The sequence below is a fragment of the Paenibacillus cremeus genome, from assembly GCF_007786445.1.
Classification (GTDB): domain Bacteria; phylum Bacillota; class Bacilli; order Paenibacillales; family NBRC-103111; genus Paenibacillus_G; species Paenibacillus_G cremeus.
Genome location: NZ_VNJI01000021.1, coordinates 65,600 through 92,204, shown reverse-complemented (window position 1 = coordinate 92,204; position 26,605 = coordinate 65,600). Strand labels below are relative to the sequence as shown.

General features: G+C 51.7%; 28 protein-coding genes. 22 read left to right on the top strand and 6 right to left on the bottom strand.

The window, feature by feature from the left end:
- Positions 1-63: 63 nt before the first annotated feature.
- Complete coding sequence (locus FPZ49_RS17700) at positions 64-801, top strand: ThuA domain-containing protein (protein WP_144849367.1); 738 nt, start codon at positions 64-66, stop codon at positions 799-801.
- Between the two features lie 89 nt (positions 802-890).
- Positions 891-1,397, top strand: a complete 507-nt coding sequence (locus tag FPZ49_RS17695) for a Uma2 family endonuclease (RefSeq protein ID WP_144849365.1) — start codon at positions 891-893, stop codon at positions 1,395-1,397.
- A 48-nt stretch (positions 1,398-1,445) separates the two neighbouring features.
- On the opposite strand, the gene namA is transcribed toward FPZ49_RS17695, so the two are convergent.
- Positions 1,446-2,453, bottom strand: coding sequence for an NADPH dehydrogenase NamA (namA, locus tag FPZ49_RS17690; protein ID WP_144849363.1), 1,008 nt, complete (start codon positions 2,451-2,453; stop codon positions 1,446-1,448).
- A gap of 233 nt (positions 2,454-2,686) precedes the next feature.
- On the bottom strand, positions 2,687-3,214 hold the full coding sequence (locus FPZ49_RS17685; RefSeq protein WP_144849361.1) for a hypothetical protein: 528 nt from the start codon (positions 3,212-3,214) through the stop codon (positions 2,687-2,689).
- Positions 3,215-3,487: 273 nt separating this feature from the next.
- Here FPZ49_RS17685 and FPZ49_RS17680 point away from each other — a divergent pair, with 273 nt between their 5' ends.
- The 6 genes from FPZ49_RS17680 (at position 3,488) to FPZ49_RS17655 (ending at position 8,062) form a co-directional block, all read left to right on the top strand.
- A complete protein-coding gene (locus tag FPZ49_RS17680) occupies positions 3,488-3,778 on the top strand; it encodes a YerC/YecD family TrpR-related protein (RefSeq protein WP_144849358.1) in 291 nt (96 codons plus the stop codon).
- Positions 3,779-3,918: 140 nt separating this feature from the next.
- On the top strand, positions 3,919-4,686 hold the full coding sequence (locus tag FPZ49_RS17675; protein WP_144849354.1) for a sirohydrochlorin chelatase: 768 nt from the start codon (positions 3,919-3,921) through the stop codon (positions 4,684-4,686).
- 56 nt (positions 4,687-4,742) lie between these two features.
- Positions 4,743-5,735, top strand: coding sequence for a diacylglycerol kinase (locus FPZ49_RS17670; RefSeq protein ID WP_144849351.1), 993 nt, complete (start codon positions 4,743-4,745; stop codon positions 5,733-5,735).
- Complete coding sequence (gene rlmD, locus FPZ49_RS17665; RefSeq protein WP_144849348.1) at positions 5,719-7,197, top strand: 23S rRNA (uracil(1939)-C(5))-methyltransferase RlmD; 1,479 nt, start codon at positions 5,719-5,721, stop codon at positions 7,195-7,197. Before FPZ49_RS17670 ends, rlmD begins: the two co-directional genes overlap by 17 nt.
- Positions 7,198-7,384: 187 nt before the next feature.
- Positions 7,385-7,606 (top strand): hypothetical protein, encoded by a 222-nt coding sequence (locus FPZ49_RS36825; RefSeq protein WP_261381466.1) that lies wholly within the window; start codon positions 7,385-7,387, stop codon positions 7,604-7,606.
- Positions 7,607-7,615: 9 nt separating this feature from the next.
- Positions 7,616-8,062: a nuclease-related domain-containing protein gene (locus FPZ49_RS17655; protein WP_261381465.1), complete on the top strand. Its 447-nt coding sequence runs from the start codon at positions 7,616-7,618 to the stop codon at positions 8,060-8,062.
- A gap of 200 nt (positions 8,063-8,262) precedes the next feature.
- Here the strand turns inward: FPZ49_RS17655 and FPZ49_RS36420 are convergent, their stop codons facing one another.
- The 3 genes from FPZ49_RS36420 to cysD form a co-directional block, all read right to left on the bottom strand.
- Positions 8,263-8,319: a putative holin-like toxin gene (locus FPZ49_RS36420; RefSeq protein ID WP_238143005.1), complete on the bottom strand. Its 57-nt coding sequence runs from the start codon at positions 8,317-8,319 to the stop codon at positions 8,263-8,265.
- A 400-nt stretch (positions 8,320-8,719) separates the two neighbouring features.
- On the bottom strand, positions 8,720-10,459 hold the full coding sequence (locus FPZ49_RS17645) for a GTP-binding protein (RefSeq protein WP_144849345.1): 1,740 nt from the start codon (positions 10,457-10,459) through the stop codon (positions 8,720-8,722).
- Between the two features lies 1 nt (position 10,460).
- Positions 10,461-11,384: a sulfate adenylyltransferase subunit CysD gene (gene cysD, locus FPZ49_RS17640; RefSeq protein WP_144849341.1), complete on the bottom strand. Its 924-nt coding sequence runs from the start codon at positions 11,382-11,384 to the stop codon at positions 10,461-10,463.
- Between the two features lie 265 nt (positions 11,385-11,649).
- On the opposite strand from cysD, the gene FPZ49_RS17635 reads away from it, so the two are divergent.
- The 11 genes from FPZ49_RS17635 (at position 11,650) to FPZ49_RS17585 (ending at position 23,979) form a co-directional block, all read left to right on the top strand.
- Positions 11,650-13,215 carry an extracellular solute-binding protein gene (locus tag FPZ49_RS17635; protein WP_144849338.1) on the top strand — a complete coding sequence of 522 codons (1,566 nt, stop codon included), beginning with the start codon at positions 11,650-11,652 and terminating at the stop codon, positions 13,213-13,215.
- A gap of 118 nt (positions 13,216-13,333) precedes the next feature.
- Positions 13,334-14,347 carry a response regulator transcription factor gene (locus tag FPZ49_RS17630; RefSeq protein ID WP_186445887.1) on the top strand — a complete coding sequence of 338 codons (1,014 nt, stop codon included), beginning with the start codon at positions 13,334-13,336 and terminating at the stop codon, positions 14,345-14,347.
- Positions 14,344-16,161, top strand: coding sequence for a sensor histidine kinase (locus FPZ49_RS17625; RefSeq protein ID WP_144849332.1), 1,818 nt, complete (start codon positions 14,344-14,346; stop codon positions 16,159-16,161). Before FPZ49_RS17630 ends, FPZ49_RS17625 begins: the two co-directional genes overlap by 4 nt.
- Positions 16,162-16,256: 95 nt before the next feature.
- Positions 16,257-17,210, top strand: a complete 954-nt coding sequence (locus tag FPZ49_RS17620; RefSeq protein WP_186445886.1) for an ABC transporter permease — start codon at positions 16,257-16,259, stop codon at positions 17,208-17,210.
- Between the two features lies 1 nt (position 17,211).
- Positions 17,212-18,081: a carbohydrate ABC transporter permease gene (locus FPZ49_RS17615; protein WP_144849326.1), complete on the top strand. Its 870-nt coding sequence runs from the start codon at positions 17,212-17,214 to the stop codon at positions 18,079-18,081.
- A gap of 20 nt (positions 18,082-18,101) precedes the next feature.
- Complete coding sequence (locus FPZ49_RS17610; RefSeq protein ID WP_144849323.1) at positions 18,102-18,857, top strand: SDR family oxidoreductase; 756 nt, start codon at positions 18,102-18,104, stop codon at positions 18,855-18,857.
- 18 nt (positions 18,858-18,875) lie between these two features.
- Positions 18,876-20,084, top strand: a complete 1,209-nt coding sequence (locus FPZ49_RS17605) for a Gfo/Idh/MocA family protein (protein WP_144849321.1) — start codon at positions 18,876-18,878, stop codon at positions 20,082-20,084.
- On the top strand, positions 20,081-21,106 hold the full coding sequence (locus tag FPZ49_RS17600) for a sugar phosphate isomerase/epimerase family protein (protein ID WP_144849319.1): 1,026 nt from the start codon (positions 20,081-20,083) through the stop codon (positions 21,104-21,106). Before FPZ49_RS17605 ends, FPZ49_RS17600 begins: the two co-directional genes overlap by 4 nt.
- A 135-nt stretch (positions 21,107-21,241) precedes the next feature.
- A complete protein-coding gene (locus tag FPZ49_RS17595) occupies positions 21,242-22,117 on the top strand; it encodes a ParA family protein (protein WP_144849316.1) in 876 nt (291 codons plus the stop codon).
- Positions 22,095-22,502 carry a hypothetical protein gene (locus tag FPZ49_RS17590; RefSeq protein ID WP_144849313.1) on the top strand — a complete coding sequence of 136 codons (408 nt, stop codon included), beginning with the start codon at positions 22,095-22,097 and terminating at the stop codon, positions 22,500-22,502. The genes FPZ49_RS17595 and FPZ49_RS17590 overlap by 23 nt, the downstream gene beginning before the upstream one ends.
- A 100-nt stretch (positions 22,503-22,602) precedes the next feature.
- Complete coding sequence (locus tag FPZ49_RS17585; RefSeq protein WP_144849310.1) at positions 22,603-23,979, top strand: sulfatase-like hydrolase/transferase; 1,377 nt, start codon at positions 22,603-22,605, stop codon at positions 23,977-23,979.
- 66 nt (positions 23,980-24,045) lie between these two features.
- Here FPZ49_RS17585 and FPZ49_RS36820 read toward each other — a convergent pair whose 3' ends face one another.
- Positions 24,046-24,168 carry a hypothetical protein gene (locus FPZ49_RS36820; protein WP_261381464.1) on the bottom strand — a complete coding sequence of 41 codons (123 nt, stop codon included), beginning with the start codon at positions 24,166-24,168 and terminating at the stop codon, positions 24,046-24,048.
- A gap of 176 nt (positions 24,169-24,344) precedes the next feature.
- Between FPZ49_RS36820 and FPZ49_RS17580 the strand changes: the two genes are divergently transcribed.
- From FPZ49_RS17580 to FPZ49_RS17570, 3 genes are all read left to right on the top strand, one after another.
- Positions 24,345-24,626, top strand: a complete 282-nt coding sequence (locus FPZ49_RS17580; RefSeq protein ID WP_144849308.1) for a hypothetical protein — start codon at positions 24,345-24,347, stop codon at positions 24,624-24,626.
- A gap of 238 nt (positions 24,627-24,864) precedes the next feature.
- Positions 24,865-25,209 (top strand): DUF2294 domain-containing protein, encoded by a 345-nt coding sequence (locus tag FPZ49_RS17575; protein ID WP_144849305.1) that lies wholly within the window; start codon positions 24,865-24,867, stop codon positions 25,207-25,209.
- Between the two features lie 246 nt (positions 25,210-25,455).
- A complete protein-coding gene (locus FPZ49_RS17570; protein WP_144849302.1) occupies positions 25,456-26,553 on the top strand; it encodes an ABC transporter substrate-binding protein in 1,098 nt (365 codons plus the stop codon).
- The last annotated feature ends 52 nt before the right edge of the window (positions 26,554-26,605 follow it).

Genomic DNA, 26,605 nt, shown 5'->3' with positions numbered 1-26,605 from the left:
TTCACTATACTCAAAGTACCCATTGCAACTTACTTCAACCATTTAATGGAGGAATCTGCCGATATGAGCCAAAAGCTGCGAGTGACCGTCTGGAACGAATTCCGTCATGAAAAAGAAAGCGAAAAAGTACGCTCCGTGTACCCGAACGGGATCCACACCGCCATTGGCGAAGGGCTGGGCGCGGACTTTGAGGTGTCCTACGCGACATTGGATGAGCCGGAGCACGGGCTGACCGAGGACAAGCTGAACAACACCGATGTGCTCATCTGGTGGGGACATAAAGCGCATGGGGCGGTAGAAGACGCCATTGTTGAACGCGTACATAACCGGGTGCTGCACGGCATGGGGCTGATCGTTCTGCACTCCGGCCATTTCTCCAAGGTGTTCAAAAAGCTCATGGGCACCAGCTGCGACCTCAAATGGCGCGAAGCCGACGAGAAGGAGCGCATCTGGGTCGTTTCCCCAGGCCACCCGATCGTGGAGGGCATCGGCGAGTACATCGAGCTGCCGGAAGAGGAAATGTACGGCGAGCACTTCGACATTCCGGCGCCGGATGAGCTGATCATGGTCAGCTGGTTTGAGGGCGGCGAGGTGTTCCGCAGCGGCTGCACGTTCCATCGCGGCTCAGGGAAGATTTTCTACTTCCGTCCGGGGCACGAAACGTACCCGACGTATTTCAACGAGCAGGTGCGCCGAGTCATCCGCAACGCCGCTCAATGGGCCGCGCCAACGACACGCGAGTATCCTAAGTATGGCAATCACAAGCCGCTCGAGCCGATTAAGGCGAAGGCGAAAGCTTAAAAGCTGTGTGCTAATAAAGTCCGGAGATTCCGCCTAATAGGTGGAAGATCTGGGCTTTTTTTGCTACAATAAACATGAGGTGATTACTAATGTTATATCCATTGGAAACGGACGAGCGGTTTGAAGTTTGGCAGGGGAAGTATATTGTGATGGAGCCTGGCAGTACGGATCATGAAGGTATTGTGATGAATCTTGGTGGGATCGTTAGAGATCATGTTCGGCGTAATAAATTGGGCAGAGTGTACGGCTCGAACACTGCCGTTTACCTCCACGGCGACGTCACTATTAAAAATTTCCGGTCGCCCGACCTCACCTTTGTTTCCACAGACCGTCTGGACATCGTTCAGACCAAGGGCATCTACGGTGCGCCTGATTTAGTCATTGAAATCACTTCCCCAGGCAAGAAAAACCTCACCCGAGACACCGTCGAGAAATTCGCCAATTACGAAGAATACGGTGTCCAGGAATACTGGATCGTCAACCCCTTCGTTGAAGCGCTGGAGATTTATTCGCTGCAAAACGGCAAATATGTTCGGGTCGATGCCTCCGTCGTACTTCCCGGCATTGAGCTTTCCCTCGACGAAGTGTTTGAATAAAAAATAGGGCTGTAGGACGCTTCATCGGCGTCTTACAGCCCTTTCTGTTTACCAGCCGCGTTGATACTGCTTCGGCGGGATGAGCTCCACGCGAAGCTGCTTCGCTGCGATGCGCGGCCAGTACGGCTCGCGGAGCAGCTCGCGGGCGAGCAGCACCAGATCGGCGCGGCCGTTCTGGAGAATCTCCTCGGCCTGCTCCGGCTCGGTGATCAGGCCGACGGCTCCGGTCGCTATGCCTGCGCCTGAGCGAATCGCCTCGGAGAACGGCACCTGGTAGCCGGGATACACCTTCGGTGGACCGCCCAAGACAGCGCCGGAGCTCACGTCGATCAGATCCACACCCTGCGCCTTCATCAGGCCGGCATAGTATACGTAATCCTCCGGCGTTAGTCCCTCCGGATGGTAATCATGCGCGGACACGCGGACGAACAACGGTCCATCCCAAGCGCTCTTCACGCCGTCGATGACCTCGCGCAGGAAGCGGTATCGGCGGTCGCGGTCGCCGCCGTATTCGTCGTCGCGGTGGTTCGACAGCGGCGACAGGAATTCGTTGATCAGGTAGCCGTGCGCACCGTGAATTTCGATCACATCGAAGCCGGCTTCCTTCGCGCGGCGGGCCGCGGCCGTGAAAGCTTCTACGGTTTCAGCGATTTGCACGAGCGACATCGCTTCCGGCTTCTTGGAGCTCTCATTGAACGGAATCGCCGAAGGGGCGATGATCGGTCCATCGAGCACGGCCTTCCGGCCGGCGTGGGCGATCTGGATGCCGATATGGGCGCCTTGGCCGTGAACCAGCTTCGTCAGCTCCTTGAGCCCTTCCACATGCTCATCGCTCCAGATCCCGAGGTCCTGAGGAGAGATGCGGCCTTGGGCCGTAACGGCAGATGCTTCGACGATGATCAGGCCGACGCCGCCAACCGCACGGGTTGGGTAATGAATTTTATGCCACTCGTTGACGCGTCCCGACTGGTCGGCGCACGAATACATGCACATCGGCGACATGACAATCCGATTTTTGAGCGTTAGGTTCTTTACTGTAAAAGGAGTAAACAGCATGAGTATTCCACGTCCTTTATGTTTAAGTTGGTGAAGCGTCACAGCGGTGAGACAGTTGCGCTTATTTAATTTTAGCAATAAAATAAAAATAAGGGAAGTGCTTCCTGAATCGATATCCAGGTTTAAGTATATCCATAATGGCATGTCCACTCTTGCTGCGTACAGCCCCATAGCGCAAAAAAAAGACCGGGCAGCTAATAAGCTGAATCCGGTCTTTCGACATATGCTTAGTATTAGTAGCGGCGTGTCGTGCGGCGGCGTCCTGCAGGGGATCTGCGTTTGCGGCGCTTTTTGCGTCCGCCTGCTTCATCTACTGCGCCTGCCGCTAATGCGGCTTTGCCCTTACCGAAGGAGCCAGCCAGCAGCTTCAGCATTGGCGCGACTTGCTGGATGCCCTGCACCATGCGCTGCATTTTTTGGAACGTGTCGACGATGCCTTCAACGCCTCCGAGGCGGTCGATCACATTTTTAATTTTATCGATGCTAAAGCCGCCGCCGCCCCCGTTTCCGCCTCCACCAAACAAGCTCGCGAGCGGATTGCCGCCGCCTGCCTGCTGAGGCTGCAGGAAGTTGTTCGTTTGCACGCTGGGCAGCTGGCTGTCCATGAGGCCGGGGTAATTGCCGTACGAATTGCCCCCGGGGAAGCCGGAGCTATGCATGAAGTTGCGCGAAGGCGCTTGCTGGTAGTACTGCTGGCCTTGCGCTTCAGGCGTGGGCCTGGCCCCGCCTTGATTGCCGATTACTTGGTTTGGATAACTCATGAGGTCACAACCTTTTATCAAATTTGTCGTCAGATTGTCGCGATTTTAACCCGTGGGCTTTTAACTACAGTCAAATACCTAGTATACTGTATGACATAGGCAGGGCGATGGATTGGACTCCTGTCACGATTTGCGTTATTATTGCCTATGAATTTAATCCATTACCGCATAAAAATAGTAAAGTTTCGCCACCTTAAAGGGAGGAATTCGTTCCCAAACGTCGAAATAAACTATTGATAGATGCAATACCAGACCAAGGGGTTGAACATTCCGATGCAACTGAAAAAACTTAACGATAAAGCAATTGATCAGCTGTTTGAATCGATTTTGACGCTGAAGGATCTGGAGGAGTGCTACGTTTTCTTCGACGATCTGTGCACTGTCAACGAGATTCAGTCGCTGTCCCAACGGCTCGAGGTGGCGCGGATGCTGCGCAAGGGCAACACGTACAACCAGATTGAGGCGGAGACGGGAGCCAGTACGGCGACGATTTCCCGGGTGAAGCGTTGTCTGAACTACGGCAATGACGGGTACAAAATGACGCTGGAACGGCTCGGTCGCTAATCCGAGGGAATGCTCCGACAGAACTGAACGATGCAGTGTTGCAAAATCCTTCTTGCCTTTTTGGCTGGGGGGATTTTTCATGTTATGATGGGACTTATGGTATGATTTAGGAAAGCAGATAGGTCGGGAGCGGATAAGCGGTGGTAAAATACGGGATATTAGTCATAAGCCACGGCTCGCGCAGCGCGGATTGGGTGCGGCTGGTCGATGAGGCGGTGGCCGCCGTGACGGTGCCCGAGGGAGTGCCGGTTTACTGCTCGTTTCTGGAGCTCGTAGAAGGACGGCTCATTCAGGACGGCATCACGTCGCTGGAAGCGGAGGGCGTGACGGATCTGATCGTGGTTCCGTTGTTTGTGTCCTCGGGGAGCACCCATCTCGATGAAATATCTTATGCGCTGGGGGTCATCCAGCAGCCGAAGCTGCCGACGGACTTGGAACCATTCTCGGTGCGGGCGCGGGTGCATCTGACGAGTCCGATCGACGACGATCCGGACATTGCTGCTATTATTTATGAAAAAATTAAGCGGTTATCGCAGGATCCCCTTCGCGAGCTGGTGCTGGTGATCGGCCACGGAAGCGCGGAGGCGGAGTTTCATTCGCTGTGGCAGCGCGGGTTAGATTCGCTGGCGGCACGGGTTCGTGAGCTGGGCGGCTTCGCAGAGGCCGACACGGCGATGCTGCTGCCGGATCAGGCGGCGCAGCGGGTGGCTTCTTGGGCCGAGCACCGGCCGGAGCTGGCGGTTCTTGTGGCGCCGCTTTTTTTGAGCGAGGGGTACTTTACAAGGCAGGTGATCCCTTCGCGACTGCAAGGCTGTGACTATCGCTACACAGGGGAAGCGCTGCTGCCGCACCCGGGGATTGCCCGGTGGATGGAGCGTCAAGTGCGGCCTTTTTTGCTTCATATATAGAGGTAAGGCTCAAGTGTGAGATACTTGGAATTCTTGATACGAACGGGTGAGAGAGAATGGCAGGGAAGAAACGCGCACGACTGATCTATAATCCATCCTCCGGCAGGGAGGAAGCGAAGCGGCGGCTGCCGGAAATTTTGCAGCGCCTTGAACGCGGAGGGCTGGAGACGAGCACGCACGCGACCATCGGCGAGGGCGATGCCACACTGGCGGCGGCGGATGCGATCGAACGCGGCTTCGACATCATCATCGCGGCCGGTGGGGACGGTACGCTGTACGAGGTCATCAACGGCATGGCGGAGAAGGAGTACCGTCCGCCGCTCGGCATTTTGCCGCTCGGTACGACGAACGATTTTGCCCGGGCATTGAACATTCCTCGCAACTGGGAAGCGGCGGTGGATGTGATTTTGGCGCAGTACTCGCAGGTGATCGACGTCGGCAAGGTGAATCAGCGGTATTTTATCAACATTGCCGGTGGCGGCTCCATGACGGAGCTGACCTATGAGGTGCCCAGCAAGCTCAAGACGATGATCGGCCAGATGGCCTACTATATGAAAGGTCTCGAGAAGCTGCCGCGGCTGCGCCCGATCGAGCTGTACATCAAATCCGGCGAGGTCGAGCTGCACGAGGAGGTCATGCTCTTCCTCATCTCGAACAGCAACTCCGTTGGCGGCTTCGAGCGCCTGGCACCGGACGCGTCGCTGAGCGACGGCTTGTTCGATGTGCTGATCCTGCGCAAATGCAACCTCGCCGAGTTCATTCGCGTCGTCTCTTTGGCGCTGCGCGGCGAGCACTTGAACGATCCGAACGTCATCTACCTGCAAACCCCTCACATCCAAGTGGCGTCCCCGGACTACGTGCAGATCAACCTGGACGGCGAATTCGGCGGCACGCTGCCGTGCGTGTTCACCAACCTGCCGCAGCATCTGCGCATTTTTATCGATGAGACCGGACAGTCCACCTACAAGAACCCGCCGCTGGCCAATCTCAACTTGAAGCTGCCATGGAAAAATCGAGCTGGAGTGGACGAACATGAAGAGGAAGAATAATGTTTTGGGAGCACGGAAAGAAGATATTCTTGCCGACCTGCCGGTCGTTAAGAATGAAGAATATATAGCCGACGTGATCGGCATCGGGCATGACGGAGAAGGGGTAGGCCGTGTGAACGGCTTTACCCTTTTTATTCCTGGCGCGCTTCCGGGCGAAAAGGTTCGGGTCAAGGCGCTGAAGCTGAAAAAGCAGTACGGCTACGCCAAGCTGCTGCAGGTGCTCGAGGCGAGTCCCGACCGCGTGGATGCGCCCTGTCCGATCTACAAGCAGTGCGGCGGCTGCCAGCTGCAGCACTTGAGCTATGGAGCGCAGCTTCGTTGGAAGCGGCAGCTTGTGGTGGACAGCCTGGAGCGGATCGGGAAGCTGCAGGTTGCTTCGGGCGATGCGGGGGATGCTGGGGACGGATCGAATGAAGGGCGGCAGGGCATTGTGGTGCACTCGACGCTCGGCATGAGCGATCCGTGGCGGTATCGCAACAAGGCGCAGGTGCCGATCGGCCTCGCTATGGAGGGCGGACTGGTTGGTGGCTTTTATGCGCAGGGCAGTCACCGCATCATCGACATGGAGGCCTGTCTGATCCAGCATGAAAACAACGACGCCGTCGTGACGGCCGTGAAGCGGATCGCTCGGGAGCTGGGCATTCGCCCGTACGACGAGGAGAGCAGCAAAGGCCTGCTGCGCCACGTTATCGCCCGCTACGGCTTCAACACCGGCGAGATCATGGTCGTGCTCGTCACGAATGGGAAAGAGATTGCGCGGGCGGACGAGCTGGTGGGGCTGATTCGCGAAGCGATCCCTGGCGTGCGCAGCATCTGCCAGAACGTGAACCGCGAGCGGACGAACGTCATCTTCGGCGACACGACGAAGGTGCTCTGGGGCTCTGATGTGATCTACGATACCATCGGCGACGTTCGATTCGCGATCTCCGCGCGATCGTTTTATCAAGTGAACCCGGTACAGACCGAGGTCCTGTACCGGAAAGCCCTGGACTTCGCCGGCCTGAGCGGCGAAGAGACCGTGATCGATGCCTACTGTGGCATCGGCACGATTTCGCTGTTCTTGGCCCAGCGTGCTGGCCAAGTCTATGGCGTCGAGATCGTCCCCGAGGCTATCGAGGACGCTCGACGCAATGCGCTGCTGAACGGTGTGAACAACGTTCAGTTTGAGGTGGGCGGGGCTGAGGTCGTCATCCCCGCCTGGAAGCGTCAGGGCATCGCCCCTGACGTCATCGTCGTCGACCCGCCGCGCAAAGGCTGCGACGCGGCGCTGCTGGAGACGATCCTCGAGATGCGCCCCGCTCGCGTGGTCTATGTGTCGTGCAACGCATCGACACTGGCCCGCGACCTGCGCGTCCTCGAGGACGGCGGGTACCGCACCGTTGAGGTGCAGCCGGTGGATATGTTTCCGCATACGGTACATGTGGAATCGGTGGCTTTGTTGGTACGGAATATTACTCATTGATCATTAGCCGCTTTCCATTGGAAAGCTCGCTAAGCGCAGCGTGTCTTACATCAGCAAGGCGGGATAAGCAGGGCCAGGTTAAGGTGCGGCTGGATCATAGCGATGTCGACGTGGCGCGGCGGGTATTGGGAATTGATGTTGGGGAGTAAAAAATAATTAATTGGTTATCAGGGAGATAGGAAGAACCATGTTCAAAAAACTGCTAGCGTTGTTTAAGTCTACACCGGAGAAAAAAAGCACCCAACAACCGACCAAAAAGAAGACAAGCAAACCTAAGATTGAGTCGACTCGAATTGGCAAACTAGGCGAGCACAAGATTAATATCCAGTTAGATCAATTGCCCAAGGACTGCCGGCATCTGAATGATTTGCTCGATCCTAATCCTAAGTCGAGAACAGGGTATTCCTAGATTGATCATGTGGTTGTATCTCCGTATGGGATTTTTGTGATCGAGACCAAAAACTATTACGGGGAGATCAAGGGAACGCGGAAAGATAATCAATGGTCTGTGAGCAACCGATTCAAAATGTACAACCCGATTATGCAGAACTATGGCCATATTAAGGCGCTTGAGGCGCTTTTGCCAGCGCAATCGAATCTGAAGTTCATTTCGATGGTTTCCTTCACTATGCGTTGCCGATTCAGTATCGATCCAGAGCTCCGCAAAATTCAGTCGGACGAGCTGATCGTGTATGATGTGGAGCTCTCCGAGTTTATTAACAGGAAGCTATTGCGGCTGAAGGCCGAATCGGCACCGGAGATGAGTACGGAAAAAGTGGCCAGTATTTACGAAACTATTCGTCAAGCAAATATCGAGGATCTGACGGTTCGAAGACAGCATGTGGAGAAGATCAGGAGCAAATAAGAGCTAGAACGTCATTGGGGACCCATTTTGTGCAGTTTATTTGTGCCCTTCCTGTGGTATACTGGAATCAAGAATTGCGTACAATGCAAAGAGGAGCCGGTTGCCGCCGACTCCTCCGCGCAATATCCGCTTTTAAGGGCGGTAGGCTTTAACAACAGGTTAAGCAGCGAAATAGACCGCAACCTTAGTCGGAGGGCGGTCTATTTTCGTCTTATGTAGGTAAGCAAGGCTAGAATGAACATTCCAAATAGGAACATCAATTGAAACGCTTGAAATACCTCCACAGGCATCACCTCCCTTCCGGAAGGTTAGCCGACCGCCCTTATAAGCCTTTTCTATTGCATGGAATATTATATCATATACTGAATCGTCGTTTCGATTCGTAGTGGAAATATATAGTAGTTTAATTGAGGTCGTCTCCTAAGATTGTGGAGGCGGCTTTTTCATAAGGGGGACCGGGATATAACAGTCCGTCTGCCCGTGGTGAAAAATTCTTCTACTGGTGAACCTAGTAACCCTGTAAATCCGGTAATAATAAAGAGCATTGAAATTGTAAAGTCTGAGTAAAAGTGCATGGATACCGTGCTGCGGCAGCAAAAAAATATCCCTACATCGCTATTCACGATGATGTAGGGATATTTTTTTAAAGACTATTCACTAGAAATTAAGAAACTCTCCATGACTACTCTCATTAATTAAATATTTAATAATTCGTTTTACTACATAATTGGCAGCTTCTTCGATGGAAAGCTTGCTTGCATCGATTTCGATTTCCGGGTTCCCAGGTGTATCAGTTGTGCTCGAGCTGCCTGCAAACGATCCGTTTACATAAACCTCAATATATTCTTTGCCAATGATGTCACGCGCGGTTTCTCGGTCGTTTTCAATTGGGGAATCACTCGATACCAATGCAATAAGTCCAGCATCGTTCATCAATTTGGCCACTTCTGCTAATCGCTGCAACGATTCTCCCTGGGCGTTCTTGAGTAACATGGTATGGTGGCCTGTCGAGACCAAGCGTTTTTCAACTTCCTTCGCAAGGGCTGAGTGATCCGGAACCGTACCGGTGAACCAGAGGGTTAATGGATTCTGACCTTTTTGCTGAGCACGAACCTCTCTGGTGATTTCCGTATCTAACCGCACCAAGCTGTCGGAGCTTTGAAGGCTTTGCTCAATCACTCCACAAGCGGACGTCATATTGCTCACACGATCGATTAGAATAAATCCGCCAATGCTTTTATTGTTCTCGAAGGAATCCAATACGATGTTGTCCGATAAAGAAAATTCACATTTGGCCAATTCATTTTTGACAATGTGATCGGCTGGAACTGTATTTCCAGTATTGATATCGATTTTATGAATAATGGCCGTCACGGTACCAGGCAGGATTTTCGTACCTACTTTGACTAAATAATTTTTACCAGGTGTCAGTACGGAGTCGTCCATCCAAAGAATCGTAGCTGAGAAGCTGTTCGCCTCTTGGATTTGATGGTCTTTGGTAAATACACAGCCCCTCGAAACGTCCACTTCCCGATCCAACTGAATGGTTACAGGCTGTCCAGCATGTGCCGTATTCCGATCTTGGTCTGTCACTAAAATACGTTTGACTTTCGCTTTCTCACGACTAGGCAGCGTCGTCAGCTCATCGCCAACGGCGATGCTCCCTGCTTCAATCTGACCTTGGAAGCCGCGGAACGTATGATCCGGTCGGCATACACGCTGAATCGGCATCATAAACTGCTTCGTGTCATCGGTTTGATGAACATCCACTTGTTCCAAATACGGAAGCAAAGCAAGGCCTTCGTACCATGGAGTATTGAGTGAATTTTTCGTAATGTTATCCCCTTCTGTCGCAGAAACAGGGATGACCTGAATACTTTCATAGTGAAATTCAGCGGTCAATTGAGAGAACTCTTGTTTGATCGCTTCAAATTTCTGAGGATCAAAATTCACTAAATCCATTTTGTTCACTGCCAAAACCAGATGTTTAATCCCCATGAGTGCACAAATCCGAGTATGGCGCTTAGTTTGGGTGATAACCCCTTTTGTTGCGTCCGCAAGAATGATAGCCAGATCCGCAAAGGATGCGCCAACAGCCATGTTACGTGTATATTCTACGTGTCCCGGCGTGTCCGCTACGATGAAGGAACGATGATCGGTCGTAAAATACCGATAAGCCACATCAATCGTAATCCCTTGTTCGCGCTCCGCCAGTAACCCATCTAGAAGCAAGGAATAGTCAATTTTGCCGCCGCGGCTGCCGAGTCTGCTATCCAGCTCTAACGCTCTTTCCTGATCGGCGAATAAAAGCTTGGCTTCGTAAAGCATATGTCCAATTAAGGTGGATTTTCCGTCGTCTACACTTCCGCAAGTAATAAATTTAAGCAGACTTTTCATATTAGAAATAACCCTCCCGTTTACGTCTTTCCATACTTCCTGCCGCTTCTTGGTCAATAACCCGAGTGGTCCGTTCGGATGAAACCGCACCAAGCGTCTCCTCGATAATGGTATCTAGCGTGTCCGCCTCCGACTCAGCTCCGCCAGTAAGAGGATAGCAGCCTAAGGTGCGGAAACGCATCTTTTTCATTTCAATTTTCTCATGAGGCTCGAGCTTCATGCGATCATCATCCACCATGATGAGATGTCCATCGCGTTCAAGAACGGGTCTTTCCTTTGCAAAATAGAGAGGGACAATATCAATGTTTTCTCTGCGAATGTATTGCCAAATATCTTTTTCCGTCCAGTTGGAGATTGGGAAGACGCGGATGCTTTCACCTTTATTAATTCTTGTGTTAAAAAGCTTCCACATTTCCGGCCGTTGGTTCTTCGGATCCCAGGCATGATTTTTATTCCGGAACGAGAAAATTCGCTCTTTCGCACGCGACTTCTCTTCGTCACGTCTTCCGCCACCGAACGCAGCCGTAAATCCGTATTTATCCAATCCCTGCTTCAGAGCTTGGGTTTTCATAATGTCCGTATACGCGGAACCATGATCGAAAGGGTTAATTCCCTGTTCAATCCCTTCTTGATTGGAGTGAACAATCATTTCGATCCCAAATTCTTTCGCTTTGCGATCGCGGAATTCGATCATCTCTTTAAACTTCCACGTGGTATCAATGTGCATGAAAGGAAAGGGCGGTTTCTCGGGATAAAACGCCTTCAGCGCCAAATGCAGCATCACGGAGCTATCCTTACCTATCGAATAAAGCATAACGGGATTTTCGCATTCCGCCGCTACTTCTCGTATAATATAAATCGCCTCAGCCTCGAGCTGATCCAGATGCGTCATTTCATGTATGGATTCAAGCACCGGTTTTTGCATAGCAAGCTGCCTCCTTTTAATCCCCACTAAACTTATAGTATTTCTTTATATCCTAACAGATTCTAGCTTATATGCAAAGTGGAAGAAAGTAATATTCTTATTTTTCTATTCGTTTCGACAAAAAATGATTTTGTTACCCCTTTCGAAACATAAAAATTAACTAAAGACGATTGAATAACAATTTAGAAGATCTGATCATGTGAAGGCGCATCCATTCTGTTACCTTATATAGAGAGCGAATAATTATTCTTTGGGGGGGAACGGTATGAAGAAATGGATGAAATCTACCGCTGCACTAGCGCTGACAGCCAGTCTAGTGGCCGGATGCTCAACACCAAGCAGCTCTACAGCTCCAACAGCACAGCCCAACGACAAGGGCGGATCGGCGCCGCAAGCCGCGGCAGGGGCTGCAGATAAATTCAAAGACAAGCTCAGCCTGAATTTGATGAGCATCACCTACGAGGGTGGAGGCTGGCCCGACAAGCATCCCATGATTGATTATTTGAATAAGAAGTTCAATGTGGATTTGAAATTCACGTGGGTGCCATCGGATAGCTATACGGAAAAGCTTGGCGTCATTGCGGCGTCGAATACGTTTCCGGATGCGTTTTTTATCGATATGAACAACTTCCTGAAGTGGCGCGATAAAGGCGCGTTTCTGGATGTGAAGCCGCTGCTGGCTAATTATCCGAATCTCACGAAGGATATTAAGCCGGAAACGTTCGCCTTAGGCAATCCCAGTGGCAAAGTCTACGGTGTGCCCGTGTATACCCCGGAGACCCGCGATACGCTCGTCATCCGCAAGGACTGGCTGGATAAGCTGGGCTTGAAATACCCGACGAACACGGATGAGCTCTACAATGTGGCCAAAGCGTTCGCCAAAAACGATCCGGACGGGAATGGGAAAGATGATACGATCGGGTTCTCCACTTCGATCAGCGGCGGTACCTCTTTCGCTAACTTGGATTTCTTGAAGTTTGCCTTTGGACTGGCGAATGGCTGGAAAGATGTGAACGGAGCCTTGGTGCCATGGCAGACGCAGAACAAGGAATTGAAGGATTTCTTGGGCTATTTGAGAAAGGCCTATGCCGAGGGCGTGCTTGATAAAGATTTTGCCGTCAACAAAAATAATGATCCGAGCGTCAAAGCCGAAGCCAACAAATTGGGGATCCACCAGCTGGTCGCAACAGCGATTTATGCCGAAGGCTCTTCGGGCTCGGAGCAGAATATCAAGAAAACGGCGCCGAATGCCCAATGGACGACGGGGGCGCCACCAAAAGGTCCTTCAGGTGCACAAGGGGTAGGTACGGCAGCCTCGGCCAACAAGGTCGTCATTAATGCCAAGATTGATAAGAACAAGCAAGAGCGCATTCTGGCCATCCTGGATTATTTGGCTACGGATGAAGGCGATATTTTGAACAAGAACGGTGTCGAGGGCATTCATTATAAAAAGACGGCAGATAACAAATACGAAAAGCTGGATGCCTTCGATAAGGACCGTCCGTTTATTATCGGGTTCTGGTTTTTCCGCAAGGTGAATCCATTAACGACGTACCGTCTATGGGATGATGCCGCGTATGCGAAACGGATCTATGCCATTTTTGATGAAAATGCCAAATATGCTAATCCCAATAAAGGGGTCGGCGTCTTCTCCGACACGGCAGCTAAGAGCGGAACCTCACTGGATCAAAAGCTGATGAGCGAAATGGTGAAATACATTGTCGGCGAGATCAAAGAGGACGGCATCGATAAAGCGATCGACGATTGGAAGAAGAATGGCGGAAACAAGATTATCGACGAGATGAACGCGGCCTACAAGCTGATGAAATAAAAGGATGCCAAGGATCACCGAGCGAATGCTGCCAGGTGGTCCTTTTGCTATGTGCCTATTCGTGTTAAATTGAAATTAGTATCTGATCCGTACCTAAATATGGATGAGGAGGAAAGGTATGTTTCAAGTGCTGGTAGCAGAGGACGAGCTCTGGATTCGGGATGCGGTCGTAGAAATGGTCGATAATCTGCATCCGCAGTTTAGTGTGGCGGGGGAAGCGAGCAACGGCGAGGAGGCGTGGAATTTTATCAACGAGCATTGGCCCAGCATTGTAATCACGGACATTATGATGCCGAAGAAAAACGGGCTATGGTTGATTGAGCACATTTTTCAGTTAAATCTGCCGGTTGTCGTTATTGTTGTAAGCGGTTACGATAACTTTCAATATGCGAAGCAAGCGATGCGGTATGGGGTATCCGAGTATTTGCTCAAGCCGGTGGATGAAGAAGAACTGCATAGCGCGCTGCACCGGTCGACGAAACGGCTGGAGCAAATGACGGAATTGCATGAAGGGTATTTGACCATTCAGCGGTTTATCGAGCAGCTGCCGGAGATGAACACCAAGGGGATGCAGCAGGAGCTTAACGCCATCCTGGCCATGATTATGAAGCAACGGATCTCCGCGCCCAGCAAGGCTAAGAGTCTGCTCAACATCCTTGATACGAAGCTGAACGATCTCTTTCACGTGATGCTTCCGCAATACAACCCGGTTCTTTTGGTGGAAGAGGATGAGCAGGGCATCCGCAAGCATTTTGCCGGCTTACTGGATACGTGGTTGATCGCCTCTCCGAAAGTTGAATCCCAGCAGTTCAAAAATTCCATGAAACAAGTATGTGACTACATCGAAACGCATTATTATGAAAATTTTACGCTGGCCCGCCTGGCGGACATGTCGCATATGAGCGTCTCTTACTTCAGCTTACTGTTCAAGAAAACAACCGGACAAACCTTTTTAAACTACCTCAACCTAGTCCGCCTGCAAAGAGCCAAGGAGCTGCTAAAGGAGCCGGATCTAAAAATTTACGAAATTGCCGATATGGTGGGCTACACCTCGCTGCCTTATTTTAATCGGATTTTTAAACAGGTGGTCACGATTACTCCGGTGGAGTATAGAAAGCGTCTAGGCTTATGAATACGTCCTTAGGCTATTTCTCCCGCTGGAAAATTTCGATCAAGGTGAAAATGGTGCTCGCCTTCCTGGCGGTGAGTGTCCTCTCGGTGCTGATGCTGGGGGGATTCTCAAACTATATTTACAGTAAAGCGGTGGAGCAGGAATTCTACAGCATTTCCAACGAGGCGACCGTTCGCCTGAATTACCATCTGGATTACTACTTCCAGCAGCTGCAGCAGTCGACGCAAGCTCTGATTTCCAGCGATCGAATCCAGCAGTGGCTGACCAGCACGAGCTATACCAATGAGGATATTCAGAGTGTGGAGAAGGAGCTGCGGAGCTATTTGGCGCTCAACTATTCGGAAACGAAAGGGATGTTTCTGATCTCGCGGTCCAATCCCGTCGTATCCATGGCGCAATCGTTTGCCAAGCTGGATCGGCTGACGAACGAACCGTGGTATGACACGCCGCTCACCGGCAACCTGGAAATTCTCCCTACGCATATTGCCAAATATGAAATTGCTAACGGAAGGCCTGTGGTATCCGTTTATTTGCCGATTTTTGATAAAAACACGCTGGATCTGATCGGAAGGCTCGTCGTGGATATTTCGCTGCAAGAGATTGAGCGTTCCTTTCAGAGCTCCCGCTTGGGCAGCTCGGGTACGTTTTTTATCGTGTCGGAGCAAAACTCCATCGTGTACCACCCCAACGAGGAATGGGACGGCTTGCCGCTCGCCCAGACGCCGCTGGCCTCTCTGCGGATCCCGGACGATCAGTCGACCGCCAAGCAGCGCTATGAGAACCGCGACTACCTTATCGCCAGCTCTCGTTCAGCCGTAACCGGGTGGAGGATTGTGTCTATGGTGCCTTTTGATCAGGTGGCGGTGGGCCTTAGCGCAGCCCGAATTTCGATGCTGGTGGTGCTGCTGCTCATCACGCTGCTCGTCCTCATTGTCGTGCCCTTGGTGACGAACCGCTTCATTAAACCCATTCTGACCCTGCGGGGCTTGATGAGACAGGTGGGCAACGGCGATCTGACGGTGCAGACGGAATCGATTACCGGGCAGGATGAGATTCAACAGCTGTCCCACAGCTTCAATCAGATGGTTAAGCGGCTGGATCAGCTGATGATTACCAATACGGGATTGGAGCTGAAGGAAATGAAAGCCCAGCTCATGCAAAAGGAAGCGTTCATCAAAGCGCTGCAAAATCAGATTAATCCCCATCTGCTCTATAATACGCTGGGTATCATTAAGGGGATGGCGTATCTGGAAAAGGTTCCTGTCATCGAACGGATGGCGCGCAACTTAGCGGATGTGTACCGGTATACGACCCGTTTTAAAGAGATGGAGGTCCGGCTTGAGGAGGAGCTTGGCCATCTGCTGAAGTATTTGGATATCATTCATACGCGGTTTCCGAAGCATTTTCAGAGCCAGTGCTATTTTAATGAAAAGTTTTTGCGGCATCGGGTGGTTAAGTTTATTTTGCAGCCGATTGTAGAAAATGCGGTGAAATATGCGATCGAGCCTAGAGGCGGAGAAGGGGTGGTCATTGTCAGCGCTTATGATGAGGGCCCCGATCTCATTATCGAGGTGGCAGATAACGGGCCGGGGATTGAGGAAGACGTTTTGCGGCGCATTCAAGAGCAATTGGAGCAGATTTCATCCAATGTGGATGAGCATTATGGACAAGGCGATTCGCTGGGGATCTCGAATGTGCATGCCCGGCTGGTGCTGAAATATGGTAATCGGTATGGCGTTACGTTGACCTCTTTTGAAGGTAGGGGGACGGTCGTTTCCCTACGGCTTCCTATTCATACGCATGCTCTAAACTGAGGAAGATTGATGGGGGAATGAGAAGATCTGATCATCACATCCGCGTGTCCTTTCGCTATACTCTTGCCATAAGCAAGAAGAAGGGGAGTAGCGAGATGGCGCTGAATCGAACCACCGATGTGCACACCACACTTTCACCACCGCGTAGAGCAGGGCTTCTTTCTTGGAAAAAGGGGATTCCGCTCTATATCATGATTTTGCCCGGCTTTTTGTTCTTTGCTATTTTTAAATACATCCCGATGCTGGGTGTCGTTCTTGCTTTTAAGGACTATGACCCGTTTCTAGGCTTTTGGCAAAGCAAATGGGTAGGCTTCGAGCATTTTGAGCGGTTATTCGGGTCCGCCGACTTTCTCCAATTGATGTGGAATACGCTGGCGCTCAGTGCGGTGAATTTGTTTTTCTTTTTCCCGGCCCCGATCTTCTTAGCTGTGTTGTTGAACGAGATCCGCCTGGCCTGGTTTCGAAAAGGGCTTCAGACAATTGTATATATTCCCCATTTTCTTTCTTGGGTTATTGTGGTCAGCGTCACGTTTATTTTGTTTTCCACGCAAGAAGGCGGCGTCAACAAGCTGTTGGTTGAATGGGGCTACCCTCGATTCGAGCTGTTAACCATGCCGAGCTATTTTCGACCCCTGTACTTGTTTCAAAATATTTGGAAGGAGACCGGGTGGAACGCCGTCATCTTCTTCGCCGCTCTGGCTTCGATCGATCCGACCTTGTATGAAGCGTCCGTGGTAGACGGAGCCTCCCGCTGGCGGCAATTGTGGCACATTACGCTGCCGGCGCTCAAGCCGATCATTATTATCCTGTTTATTCTCCGGGTGGGCTATGTAATGAATACCGGGTTTGAACATATTCTGCTCATGCAAAACCCTTTGAATCTTCAGGTAGCTGATGTGTTCGATACCTACGTGTATCGTGAGGGGATTCTTCAAGGGCAGTTTAGCTTTACGACAGCTGTGGGATTGTTTAAATCCGTCATTGGGTTGGCCCTAATTATTCTGACTAACCGACTGGCCAAAAAAATGGGCGAGGAGGGGGTCTACTAATATGAATACCTACAATTTTCGGGGGAAAGCCCCGATCTATCTGACCATCGTGTACGCCCTGCTGATTTTCATTCTATGTGCGGAAATTTTCCCTGTGTTGTACATCATCATGATGTCTTTCGCAAGCAAGCAAGAAATCGTGACCCGGGGGTTCTTCCTTATTCCCCGTCAGTGGAGCCTGAATGCCTATGCTTACTTGGTGGACAGCTCCAATTTTATGCAGGCCTTTCGCAGCTCGGTCACGATTACATCTGTGGGTACGGTTTTCAGCATGTTGATGACGACGTTCATGGCCTATGGCTTATCCAAGCCTTGGCTGAGGGGGCGTAGTGTCCTGAATTTTATGGTGCTGTTCACCATGCTGTTCAGCGGCGGCATCATTCCTTTGTATTTGCTCGTGATGAGTCTTAACCTGCTAAACAGCTATTGGTCGTTGTTTCTTACGGGCGCTATTATTCCGTTCAACCTGATTGTAATTCGCAGCTTTTTCCAGGGGTTCCCGGTCGAGGTGGAGGAATCGGCCCGCATTGACGGGTGCTCCGAGTTCGGCTTGCTGTGGCGGATTGTGCTGCCGCTTTCGTTGCCGGTTATTGCGACCTTCTCGCTATTCTACGCGGTGGATTATTGGAATACATACTTCAATGCCATCTTGTATTTGAGTGACGGCTCGAAGCTGCCGCTTCAGGTGTTCCTGCGCCAGATGATGAACATTTCGGATGGGAGCCAAGAGGTGACCGAGAGCGGGATTGAATTCAGTCCTGCCGTACGGATGGCGGCTGTAATTTTCACTGCGGTTCCGCTGCTTGTTGTGTACCCGTTTTTACAGAAGTATTTTAATCAGGGGGCATTGCTCGGTTCCGTGAAGGGGTAAAAAGGAGGGGGTGCTGGTAAGTGGATGGTCAGCTGAGGTTTAACGGTAAGGTAGCGCTCATCACAGGAGGCAGTGAAGGCATTGGCGCGGCACTAATGAGAGCCATGGTGGAAAATGGGGCGAGCGTAGTTGCAGTGGCGCGTAACTCGCAGCGCTTGTCCGAAGCGGCGGAGGGAGTGTCGCTTGCCCATCGGGAGCGTGTGAAGCTGGTTTCTGCCGATGTGCGCGACGAGGAGCAGGTCCAAGCGGTGATCACGGAGACGTTGGCTGCTTATGGAAAAATCGACTTCTTGCTCAACTGTGCCGGAGTGAGTATGAGAGAGCCGACTTCCGTTGAAGAGATTCATCCGACGGAATGGAACCGGATTATGGAGACGAATCTGAACGGCACCTTCTATTTTTGCCGCGGCGTCCTTCCATCCATGAAAGCTCGCGATGAGGGCTACATCATCAATATTTTATCGACTGCAGCTTATCGCGTGGGGAAGGGAAACAGCCTGTATTCCGCCTCCAAATTCGGGGCACGCGCCTTGACGGAAGCGCTAATGGAAGAACATCGGAACACGGGAGTCCGAATCAGCTCGGTTAGTCCGGGACCGGTCAATACGAACATTTGGAGTCATAAGAGCCGGCATGTCAGCGATGAAGAGCGGGCGCGGATGCTGGAGCCCTCGGATATTGTACGGATTGTTATGTTTCTGCTGACCAACGAGCCCTATGTGCACATCGACAACATCACCGTGACGCCGTGGGGCAGGCAGCCAACAAAGCATTAACGAATGGAGCGTCAAAGGATGAAAACCATTAATGTAGGTATAATCGGCAGCGGGTTTTCGGCCGCACTGCATGTGGAGGCTTACCGCAAGGTGACCGGCTTAAACGTATGCATCCGAGCAATTGCGGGTGGAAACCGGGATCGGGCGGAAGCGTTTGCCGCCAAGCATGGCGTTCCGATCGTGTATAGCGATTACAAGGAGCTGCTTGCCGACCCGGAGATCGACGTCGTCGACTTGTGTATACCGAATCGGCTGCATGCCGAGGTTGCGATCGCAGCGGCTCGGGCCGGGAAGCATATTGTTTGCGAAAAGCCGATGACTGGCTACTTTGGCTCACCGGGGGCGGGGGCTGCTGCGGGTGACAGCTTATTCGCCAAGACCGCTTTGGAAGAGGCGATGCGCTCGGCGGACGAGGTCCTGGAAGCGGTGCGGAACAACCAGGTTAAGTTTATGTACGCGGAAAACTGGATCTACGCACCATCTGTTGCCAAAGCCAGGCGTCTGCTGCAGGCCGGCCAAAGCTCCATCCTCGATATCCGAGCGGAGGAGAGCCATAGCGGCTCGCATGCCAAGGCTTCGAAGCGGTGGGAAACGGCCGGCGGAGGCTCCTTAATGATCCTTGGCTCTCACCCGATCGCAGCGGCTCTTCATCTGAAAAGCTTTGAGGGCCGGCTGAAAGGGGGCAAGCCCATTCGCGTTCAATCGGTAGTCGCCGATATGGCCCCCATGACGAAAAGCTCCGCCTACGCGTCCGTTCAAGAGCATTGGATGGTGACCGACTGGGTCGATGTGGAGACGTGGGCGAGCGTGATCATTACATTTACCGATGGGACCAAGGCCGTCATTGTTGCCTCCTTCGCCATGCTTGGCGGCATTCGCAACGTGATGGATATTTATACCTCCAACTCCGTGATCAAGTGCAATATGACGCCGAATGACGGAGTCATGGTGTATGCCCCGAGTCCGGACGTCTTCGCCCAAGAGTATATTGCCGAAAAGCTCGAAACGAAGGCCGGCTGGAATTTTGCCTCCTCCGATGAGGATTGGGTCCGGGGATACCCTCAGGAAATGCAGGATTTCATGGAATGCATCGCAGAGGATCGGTCGCCCCTATCCGATGGGCAGCTGGCAAGAGACGTAATAGAAGTGATTTATTCCGCATACTTGTCTTATGAAACAGGGAAGCGGATCGAATTCATACATAATGAGGAGGAGCACCAACAATGAAAAACGCCGAATTGAATGAAGTTTCACTCGCCAAGGTATACGAGCAAATTCCGACGAAGCATTACCTGGACCGCAGCAGCAGAGGGGAGTATTACTCCGGCGACTACAAGCTGGGTGTGAATCTGTACAGCTTCAGCCATAATTTATTTTCCTGGCTGCAGGACAAAGGTACGGTTCCCCCGCTGGATACGTTGTCGGCCATTCGATTCTGCAAGGAGATCGGCTGTGACAGCGTAGACATCACCAGCTACTTCATTCCCGGCTATGAAACCTTTGCCATGCCATCCAAGTCGGATAAAGAAATCTACGGCTACGCTGAAAAAATCAGAGGGCTGAGCGAAGAACTAGGGATTGAAATCAGTGGTACGGGGGTCAAGAACGATTTTGCCGACCCGAATGCCGAGCGGCGGGCTTTTGATGTGGAACGGACCAAATACTGGATCGACGTCGCTGCGGCCATGGGGGCACCTGTCATGCGGGTGTTCAACGGCGAGATTCCGGATGATATTTTAACCACCCGTTGGGAAACGATCGCCAAGGAGCGCATCGTTCCTGCCCTGATCGCATGCGCGGAGTACGGCGCAAGCAAGGGGGTGCGCATCGGGATGCAAAATCATGCGGATATTACCGCGACGGCCGATCAGGTCATCCGGATTCTAGAGTGGGCCGATCACCCTAACTTGGGCGTCGTAAACGATACCGGCTGCTATAAAACCTTCGGCGCCGCCACAGGCGACGGCTATGCTTGGTACGATGACATCGAGGCGGTGCTGCCGTATACGTATAATTTTCAAATCAAGCGGCTGCCAGGGGGATTGAATACGGAGACGTTAACGGATTTGGATGACCTGTTCACCCGGATTCGGTACAGCAATTATCGAGGGCATCTTCCTTTGGAGACGATCTGGTCGGGTTCGGACCCGCAGCATCCGTCCAAGCTTACGACTCCGCCTTATGATCAAGTGCGTGAGTTTTTTGATGAAATTAAAGCAGCTATGATTCGTACGAAGGTACAGAAGTAGTTGCTGGAAGTGGGAATAGGTCAGCCAGAAGGATCTGGTTGGCCTATTTTTTATTAAAATGAATTTAATCATGAAGACAACCTTCCTGGAAATAAATATAGGGCATGTCATGATCCCGGGAGGGGAAGCCACGAAATGTCGACCGTAATCAGCATCATTAATCTGAAGGGCGGAGTGGGCAAAACAACCATTACGGTAGCTTTGGCGGAGTTTTTGGCGGTGGAGCACCATAAGCGAGTGTTGGTGATCGATTTGGATCCGCAGACGAATTCTACGGTTGCTTTAATTGGCGAGGATGAGTGGAAGAGAAGGAACGAGGGTGGGCAAACGCTGTACGCTCTTTTTAAGGATCATATTGACGATACATACACTTTTGAAATGGACAAAAGTATTGTGCGAAGAACCTCTAACCTGTTCGGAGGTTTGGACAATCTGCATCTGCTGCCGTCCAGTTTGGATTTTGTGAAAATTCAAGACAGGTTGATCTATATTTGGCAAACCGCCCTGATCCGGCCTTTTGATGTGTTGAAGAATGCGGTAAAGAACCACCTGGATGACTATGATTATGTCCTCATCGATTGTCCTCCGAATTTGGGTATTGTGACTCAAAATGGATTGAATATTAGCGACTGGTATCTGATCCCAGCGATTCCCGATCATTTGTCTACGTACGGCATCCCTCAAATTATTTCTAGCGTTAAAAACTTCAATCGGAAAAAATCGAGCGGGGAAGTCCAACTCCTGGGTGTAGTTGCTTCGATGTACCGATCCAATGTGAGCAGGCATAACACCACGCTGCGCAGCTTGAAAATGCAGGCTGAGCAGGGCGAGCTGACCCGATTGTTTGAGACGAAAGTTCCCTTGGCTTCCAAAGCGGCAGATGCGGCGGAGTATGCTGAAGGCGTAAATACGCTCAAACAGAAGTACGGGAATTCCGGCAACAGTTTGTATGAAGCATTTCAAAGCCTGGCGGAGGAGCTTATTACATATGTCCAAGATGAAAGATCCTGACTATCGAAAACAGCTGGCCTCTATCTTTATAAAGCTGGCGGAGAAGATCGAACAGGATGAGCAGTTCGCTGGCTGGCTTTTTGAAGGAACCTGCTTGATAGCTGAGAAGTCCCGCAAAAGTAAAGCTGGGCCAGGCCAGTCCAACGAGCCGGTTACAGCTCCAATGATACCCGATGTGATTGCCATTTTTTCAAAAGAAGGACCTGATGCTTTGCGGGAGCGCTTAAACGGGTGTGAGTTAGATACGCTGAGGGAGATTGTTTTGGCCAATGGCTGGGATCCGGCCAAAAAGGTTCGGAAATGGAAAACGAAGCATAAAATCGTAGCTTACATCGTCGATACGGTATCGAAGCAAATGTCCAAAGGGAAAGCATTTCTTGATTAACGATGAGCGAAAAAAAACGTATGCTTAAAGGATAAGCCAGGAGCAAGCTAGTGATGGGCGGCAGTTTACATTAATGCTTAAAAAGGAGCTGAGAAAGGGTATGGGTAGAAGCGGCAATCCATCAAAAAGGCAAGGACGTCCGAACGTCGTCGTGTTTTTCACGGACCAGCAGCGGTGGGATACGACAGGGGTACATGGCAATCCGCTGCATTTGACGCCGAATTTTGACCGCATGGCAGGCGAAGGCACGCATGTGTACCATTCGTTTACGTGTCAGCCGGTGTGCGGCCCGGCCCGAAGCTGTCTGCAAACCGGAAGGTATGCGACCGACACGGGCTGTTACCGCAACGGGATCCCGCTGCCGGAGGATGCCAAGACGCTGGCGCATCATTTTGGCGATGCCGGCTACAAGACCGCTTATATCGGCAAATGGCACCTCGCTGAGGAAGAGCCGGTGTCGGAGCCGCGAAGAGGCGGCTACGATTATTGGCTGGCCTCGAACGTGCTGGAGTTTTCCTCGGATGCTTACGACACAGTCATGTACGACAACGACTGCCGTGAAGTGAAGCTGCCCGGCTACCGGGTTGATGCTTTGACCGATGCCGCGATCCGCTATATTCATCAGAATCAGGATGATCCGTTCTTTCTGTTTATCTCCTATATTGAGCCGCATCACCAAAACCATTTGGATAACTATCCGTCGCCGGATGTGTATCAAGGCGCCTACGGAGGCCGCTGGCTTCCACCGGACTTGGCGGCATTGGGGGGAACGGCGCATCAGCACATCGACGGCTATTACGGGATGGTCAAGCGGCTCGACGACGCGCTGGGCCGCCTGCACGATGCCCTCAAAAGCATGCGTTTATCCGACGACACGATCGTCTTGTTTACCTCCGATCATGCGTGCCATTTTAAAACGCGCAACGCAGAGTATAAGCGCTCGTGCCACGACAGCTCGATCCGGGTGCCGACGGCGATCTGCGGTCCTGGCTTTCAGGAGGGCCGGCGAATCAAGGAGCTGGTGAGCCTGATCGACCTGCCGCCGACATTGCTGGATGCCGCGGGGATCGAGGTTCCTGTCGAAATGCAGGGACGGTCCATTGTGCCGCTGGTGAGCGGGGATCGGGAGCATTGGCCGGAAGAGGTGTTCGTTCAAATCAGCGAATCGCAGGTAGGGCGGGCGATCCGGACGGAGCGCTACAAATACAGCGTATTCGCGCCAGATAAAAACGGGAATCGGGATGCCGGGTCCGACGTGTACCAGGAGGAGTTCCTGTACGACTTGGCCGCCGATCCGTACGAGCTCCATAATTTGGCCGGAGTAGAGTCGTACCGGGAGGTCGCGGATCAGCTCAAGGTGCGACTGATCGCAAGAATGACGGAAGCGGGGGAAGCCGCTCCGGTCATTATCGATGCGCCCAGAGTGAAGGCGGGCCAGCGCCGGTTGTCTGTCGACGAGCTGCGGGTTCAAGTGTAGCTGTTAGAAATATGAATAAAAGCACCGACCCAAGGGGGCTGTCCCCCAAGAGGCCGGTGCTTATTTTCATTGCTTCACCTGATCGTGCTGCATTTTCTGCGCGGACAGGTCAGGCGATCGGCGGGATTGCTGCTCCCGTTCAGTCGTGCGCTTAGATTTGGTGATCTTCGTTTTTGCTTTATTGGACATGGTAGCCCCTCCTTTCCATTAGAAATGAGAATGAAGCATTGTTAGTATGACCAGAAACCAAAGTGCTTCCACCGAAATTTTGAGATGTTCCACCTTGGGCGGGGGAGTACACTGGGGTGTAGAAAGGGAGAGGGGGGAAGGTATGCTGGCTCCAATGAAGCATACCGGTTTGCAGCATGAGGGATACACGGTGGCACAGGTGGGCTGCTTGTATCGATCGGATCGATCACTTCGATGGTGGCGCTGCCGTTGTGGGGGATAATAGCAGATCGGTGGCGGCAAATAAAGAAGCTGCTGCTGCTTTTGTTAGCGCCTTCGCTGGCGGCTGGAAGCTGTTTAAGGAGCATTCCGGCGTGACTCCTGGAGAATATCGGAAGATGCTTAAGGTGCGAAGCAGCTGTAAGTCCAATTCCTTTTTGACTGTGATATACGTTAGAGACCGCCAGTATGGAAAATAAGTTGAACCCATTCTACCGGCTCATTTCCGAATGTGTTGAGGATAGCCTGCAAAAGTACATTAGTGCGGTACAGTGAGATGATTTTATTCGGAAAAAGCGTTTCCAACATTTCTCGGATGATCGAAACCATCTATTTTGCGCAAGAAAACCGAACGATTGCTTGCTAAAATACAAAAATCTATGTATTATAAAAGTAGATTTTGAGACGATAGGTCGATTTTTCTCAGAAGGTGGTCTCATGCTCCCCTCAGATTCCATTGAGTATAAGAAGAAGCTCTGTCACCTGTACAATGAAATTTCCAAGGAATTGTTCGGGTTCGGCACGACGTCACTTCGAGCGGCGATCGACGATAACATCATCACGTTATACGCCAAGCACCGCAAATCCCCGCGCTCTACCGCTTTGGAAGGCGAGGCTCCGACATTGAAATACGAGGTCGACTTCACGATGTCCTCGATATACAAGAAGCGGATCCGCGATCGGCTGGAGCAGGAATTCGGGCTGAAGATCGACGCTGTGTTAAGGGATTACGACCCGCACACCCAATGGTCCATCACCAACATCATATTGAAGAGCGAGTAAGAGGAGCTTTCCTTTTGATTTATCTTAAGGGGAGCCCGGAAGCGACTCGTCACACAGGAAAGACGCCTTTTCATTGTTTACAATGCGAAGTGCTCTTGAGAGAAGAACCTTCTTTCAGGAGCGCTTTTTTTGTTTTTTGTGAGCAATGGGAGATTCAGGAATCAGGGGAGCTTCATTGGAAAAGACTACTTAGATACGCCATGCTTATCGATCTTCGCTTATCACACACTCGGGAGGAACATTCAAGTGAAAAAAATGGTTCGCAGTTTGCTTTCTGTATCTCTTATCGGATTAGCTTTGGCCGGTTGCGGCACGAACGCCCCTAAGGAGCAAGCGAATACCGGAGCGGGCGCGGCGACGCCAGCACCGGCACCAAAGGGAGAGCCTACCCAGCTCGTGATTTCGACGTGGGGATTTTCCGACGACTTTTTCAAAAAGGAAATCTACGCGCCATTCGAAAAGGAACATAATGTGAAGATCGTGCTCGATACGGGCAACAATGCCGACCGTTTGAATAAGGTGCGCCAAGGCACTTCCAATGTAGACCTGATCTACTTGTCCGACTATTATGCGCAGCAAGGCATCGATGCAGGCGTGTTTGAGAAAATCGACCGCAGCCGGATTCCGAATTTGAATGACATTTATGACATGGCGAAGGCGCCGTTGGGTCAAGACTACGGGCCTGCCTACACGATCGCTCAGCTGGGGATCGCCTATAATCCGAAAGCGACCGGCGGCAAAGAGCTGAAGTCGTGGAGCGATCTGTGGAGCCCTGAGCTGGCGAAGAAGCTGACCATGCCGAACATTACGGGCACGACCGGTCCAATGATTTTGGATGCGGCATCCCGAGTAGCAGGCAGCACGCAATTTAACGAAGATCAAGCGTTTGCGAAGCTGAAGGATCTGAACAAGAGCGTAGTGAAGTACTACGGCCAAACGTCCGAGTTCGTCAACATGTTCGCTCAAGGTGAAATCGCCGCTGGACCGATCATGGAAATGTATGTGAAGGATCTGAAGGCAGCCGTTCCAGAGACGAAGTTCATTACTCCGACAGAAGGCGGCTATGCCATCATGAACACGGTGAACATCGTGAAGGGCAGCAAGAACAAGCAGCTCGCTGAAGATTTCATCAACTACCACTTGAGCAAAGAAGTGCAGGAGAAGGTAGCGAAGGCGAAGGTCGATTCGCCGGTCAATACGAAGCTCCAGCTGACAGGTGCGGATACGCAAGGGATTACTTACGGTGCGGACACCGTTAATAAATTGATCAAATTGGATATGAAGCTCGTCAATCAGAACTTGAAGGCGTGGATCGACCGGTTTAACAAGCAGGTTGCACAATAAGACGCAATAAGATTAGCCAAAATTGACAAGGGTATATGGCAATAGGGCATGT

Bases quoted from the DNA above. Each gene is read 5' to 3' on its own strand.
- FPZ49_RS17700 (WP_144849367.1), top strand. From the start codon at position 64: ATGAGCCAAAAGCTGCGAGTGACCGTCTGGAACGAATTCCGTCATGAA.
- FPZ49_RS17695 (WP_144849365.1), top strand. From the start codon at position 891: ATGTTATATCCATTGGAAACGGACGAGCGGTTTGAAGTTTGGCAGGGG.
- namA (WP_144849363.1), bottom strand. From the start codon at position 2,453: ATGCTGTTTACTCCTTTTACAGTAAAGAACCTAACGCTCAAAAATCGG.
- FPZ49_RS17685 (WP_144849361.1), bottom strand. From the start codon at position 3,214: ATGAGTTATCCAAACCAAGTAATCGGCAATCAAGGCGGGGCCAGGCCC.
- FPZ49_RS17680 (WP_144849358.1), top strand. From the start codon at position 3,488: ATGCAACTGAAAAAACTTAACGATAAAGCAATTGATCAGCTGTTTGAA.
- FPZ49_RS17670 (WP_144849351.1), top strand. From the start codon at position 4,743: ATGGCAGGGAAGAAACGCGCACGACTGATCTATAATCCATCCTCCGGC.
- rlmD (WP_144849348.1), top strand. From the start codon at position 5,719: ATGAAGAGGAAGAATAATGTTTTGGGAGCACGGAAAGAAGATATTCTT.
- FPZ49_RS36825 (WP_261381466.1), top strand. From the start codon at position 7,385: ATGTTCAAAAAACTGCTAGCGTTGTTTAAGTCTACACCGGAGAAAAAA.
- FPZ49_RS17645 (WP_144849345.1), bottom strand. From the start codon at position 10,459: ATGAAAAGTCTGCTTAAATTTATTACTTGCGGAAGTGTAGACGACGGA.
- cysD (WP_144849341.1), bottom strand. From the start codon at position 11,384: ATGCAAAAACCGGTGCTTGAATCCATACATGAAATGACGCATCTGGAT.
- FPZ49_RS17635 (WP_144849338.1), top strand. From the start codon at position 11,650: ATGAAGAAATGGATGAAATCTACCGCTGCACTAGCGCTGACAGCCAGT.
- FPZ49_RS17630 (WP_186445887.1), top strand. From the start codon at position 13,334: ATGTTTCAAGTGCTGGTAGCAGAGGACGAGCTCTGGATTCGGGATGCG.
- FPZ49_RS17625 (WP_144849332.1), top strand. From the start codon at position 14,344: ATGAATACGTCCTTAGGCTATTTCTCCCGCTGGAAAATTTCGATCAAG.
- FPZ49_RS17620 (WP_186445886.1), top strand. From the start codon at position 16,257: ATGGCGCTGAATCGAACCACCGATGTGCACACCACACTTTCACCACCG.
- FPZ49_RS17615 (WP_144849326.1), top strand. From the start codon at position 17,212: ATGAATACCTACAATTTTCGGGGGAAAGCCCCGATCTATCTGACCATC.
- FPZ49_RS17605 (WP_144849321.1), top strand. From the start codon at position 18,876: ATGAAAACCATTAATGTAGGTATAATCGGCAGCGGGTTTTCGGCCGCA.
- FPZ49_RS17600 (WP_144849319.1), top strand. From the start codon at position 20,081: ATGAAAAACGCCGAATTGAATGAAGTTTCACTCGCCAAGGTATACGAG.
- FPZ49_RS17595 (WP_144849316.1), top strand. From the start codon at position 21,242: ATGTCGACCGTAATCAGCATCATTAATCTGAAGGGCGGAGTGGGCAAA.
- FPZ49_RS17590 (WP_144849313.1), top strand. From the start codon at position 22,095: ATGTCCAAGATGAAAGATCCTGACTATCGAAAACAGCTGGCCTCTATC.
- FPZ49_RS17585 (WP_144849310.1), top strand. From the start codon at position 22,603: ATGGGTAGAAGCGGCAATCCATCAAAAAGGCAAGGACGTCCGAACGTC.
- FPZ49_RS36820 (WP_261381464.1), bottom strand. From the start codon at position 24,168: ATGTCCAATAAAGCAAAAACGAAGATCACCAAATCTAAGCGCACGACT.
- FPZ49_RS17580 (WP_144849308.1), top strand. From the start codon at position 24,345: ATGAGGGATACACGGTGGCACAGGTGGGCTGCTTGTATCGATCGGATC.
- FPZ49_RS17575 (WP_144849305.1), top strand. From the start codon at position 24,865: ATGCTCCCCTCAGATTCCATTGAGTATAAGAAGAAGCTCTGTCACCTG.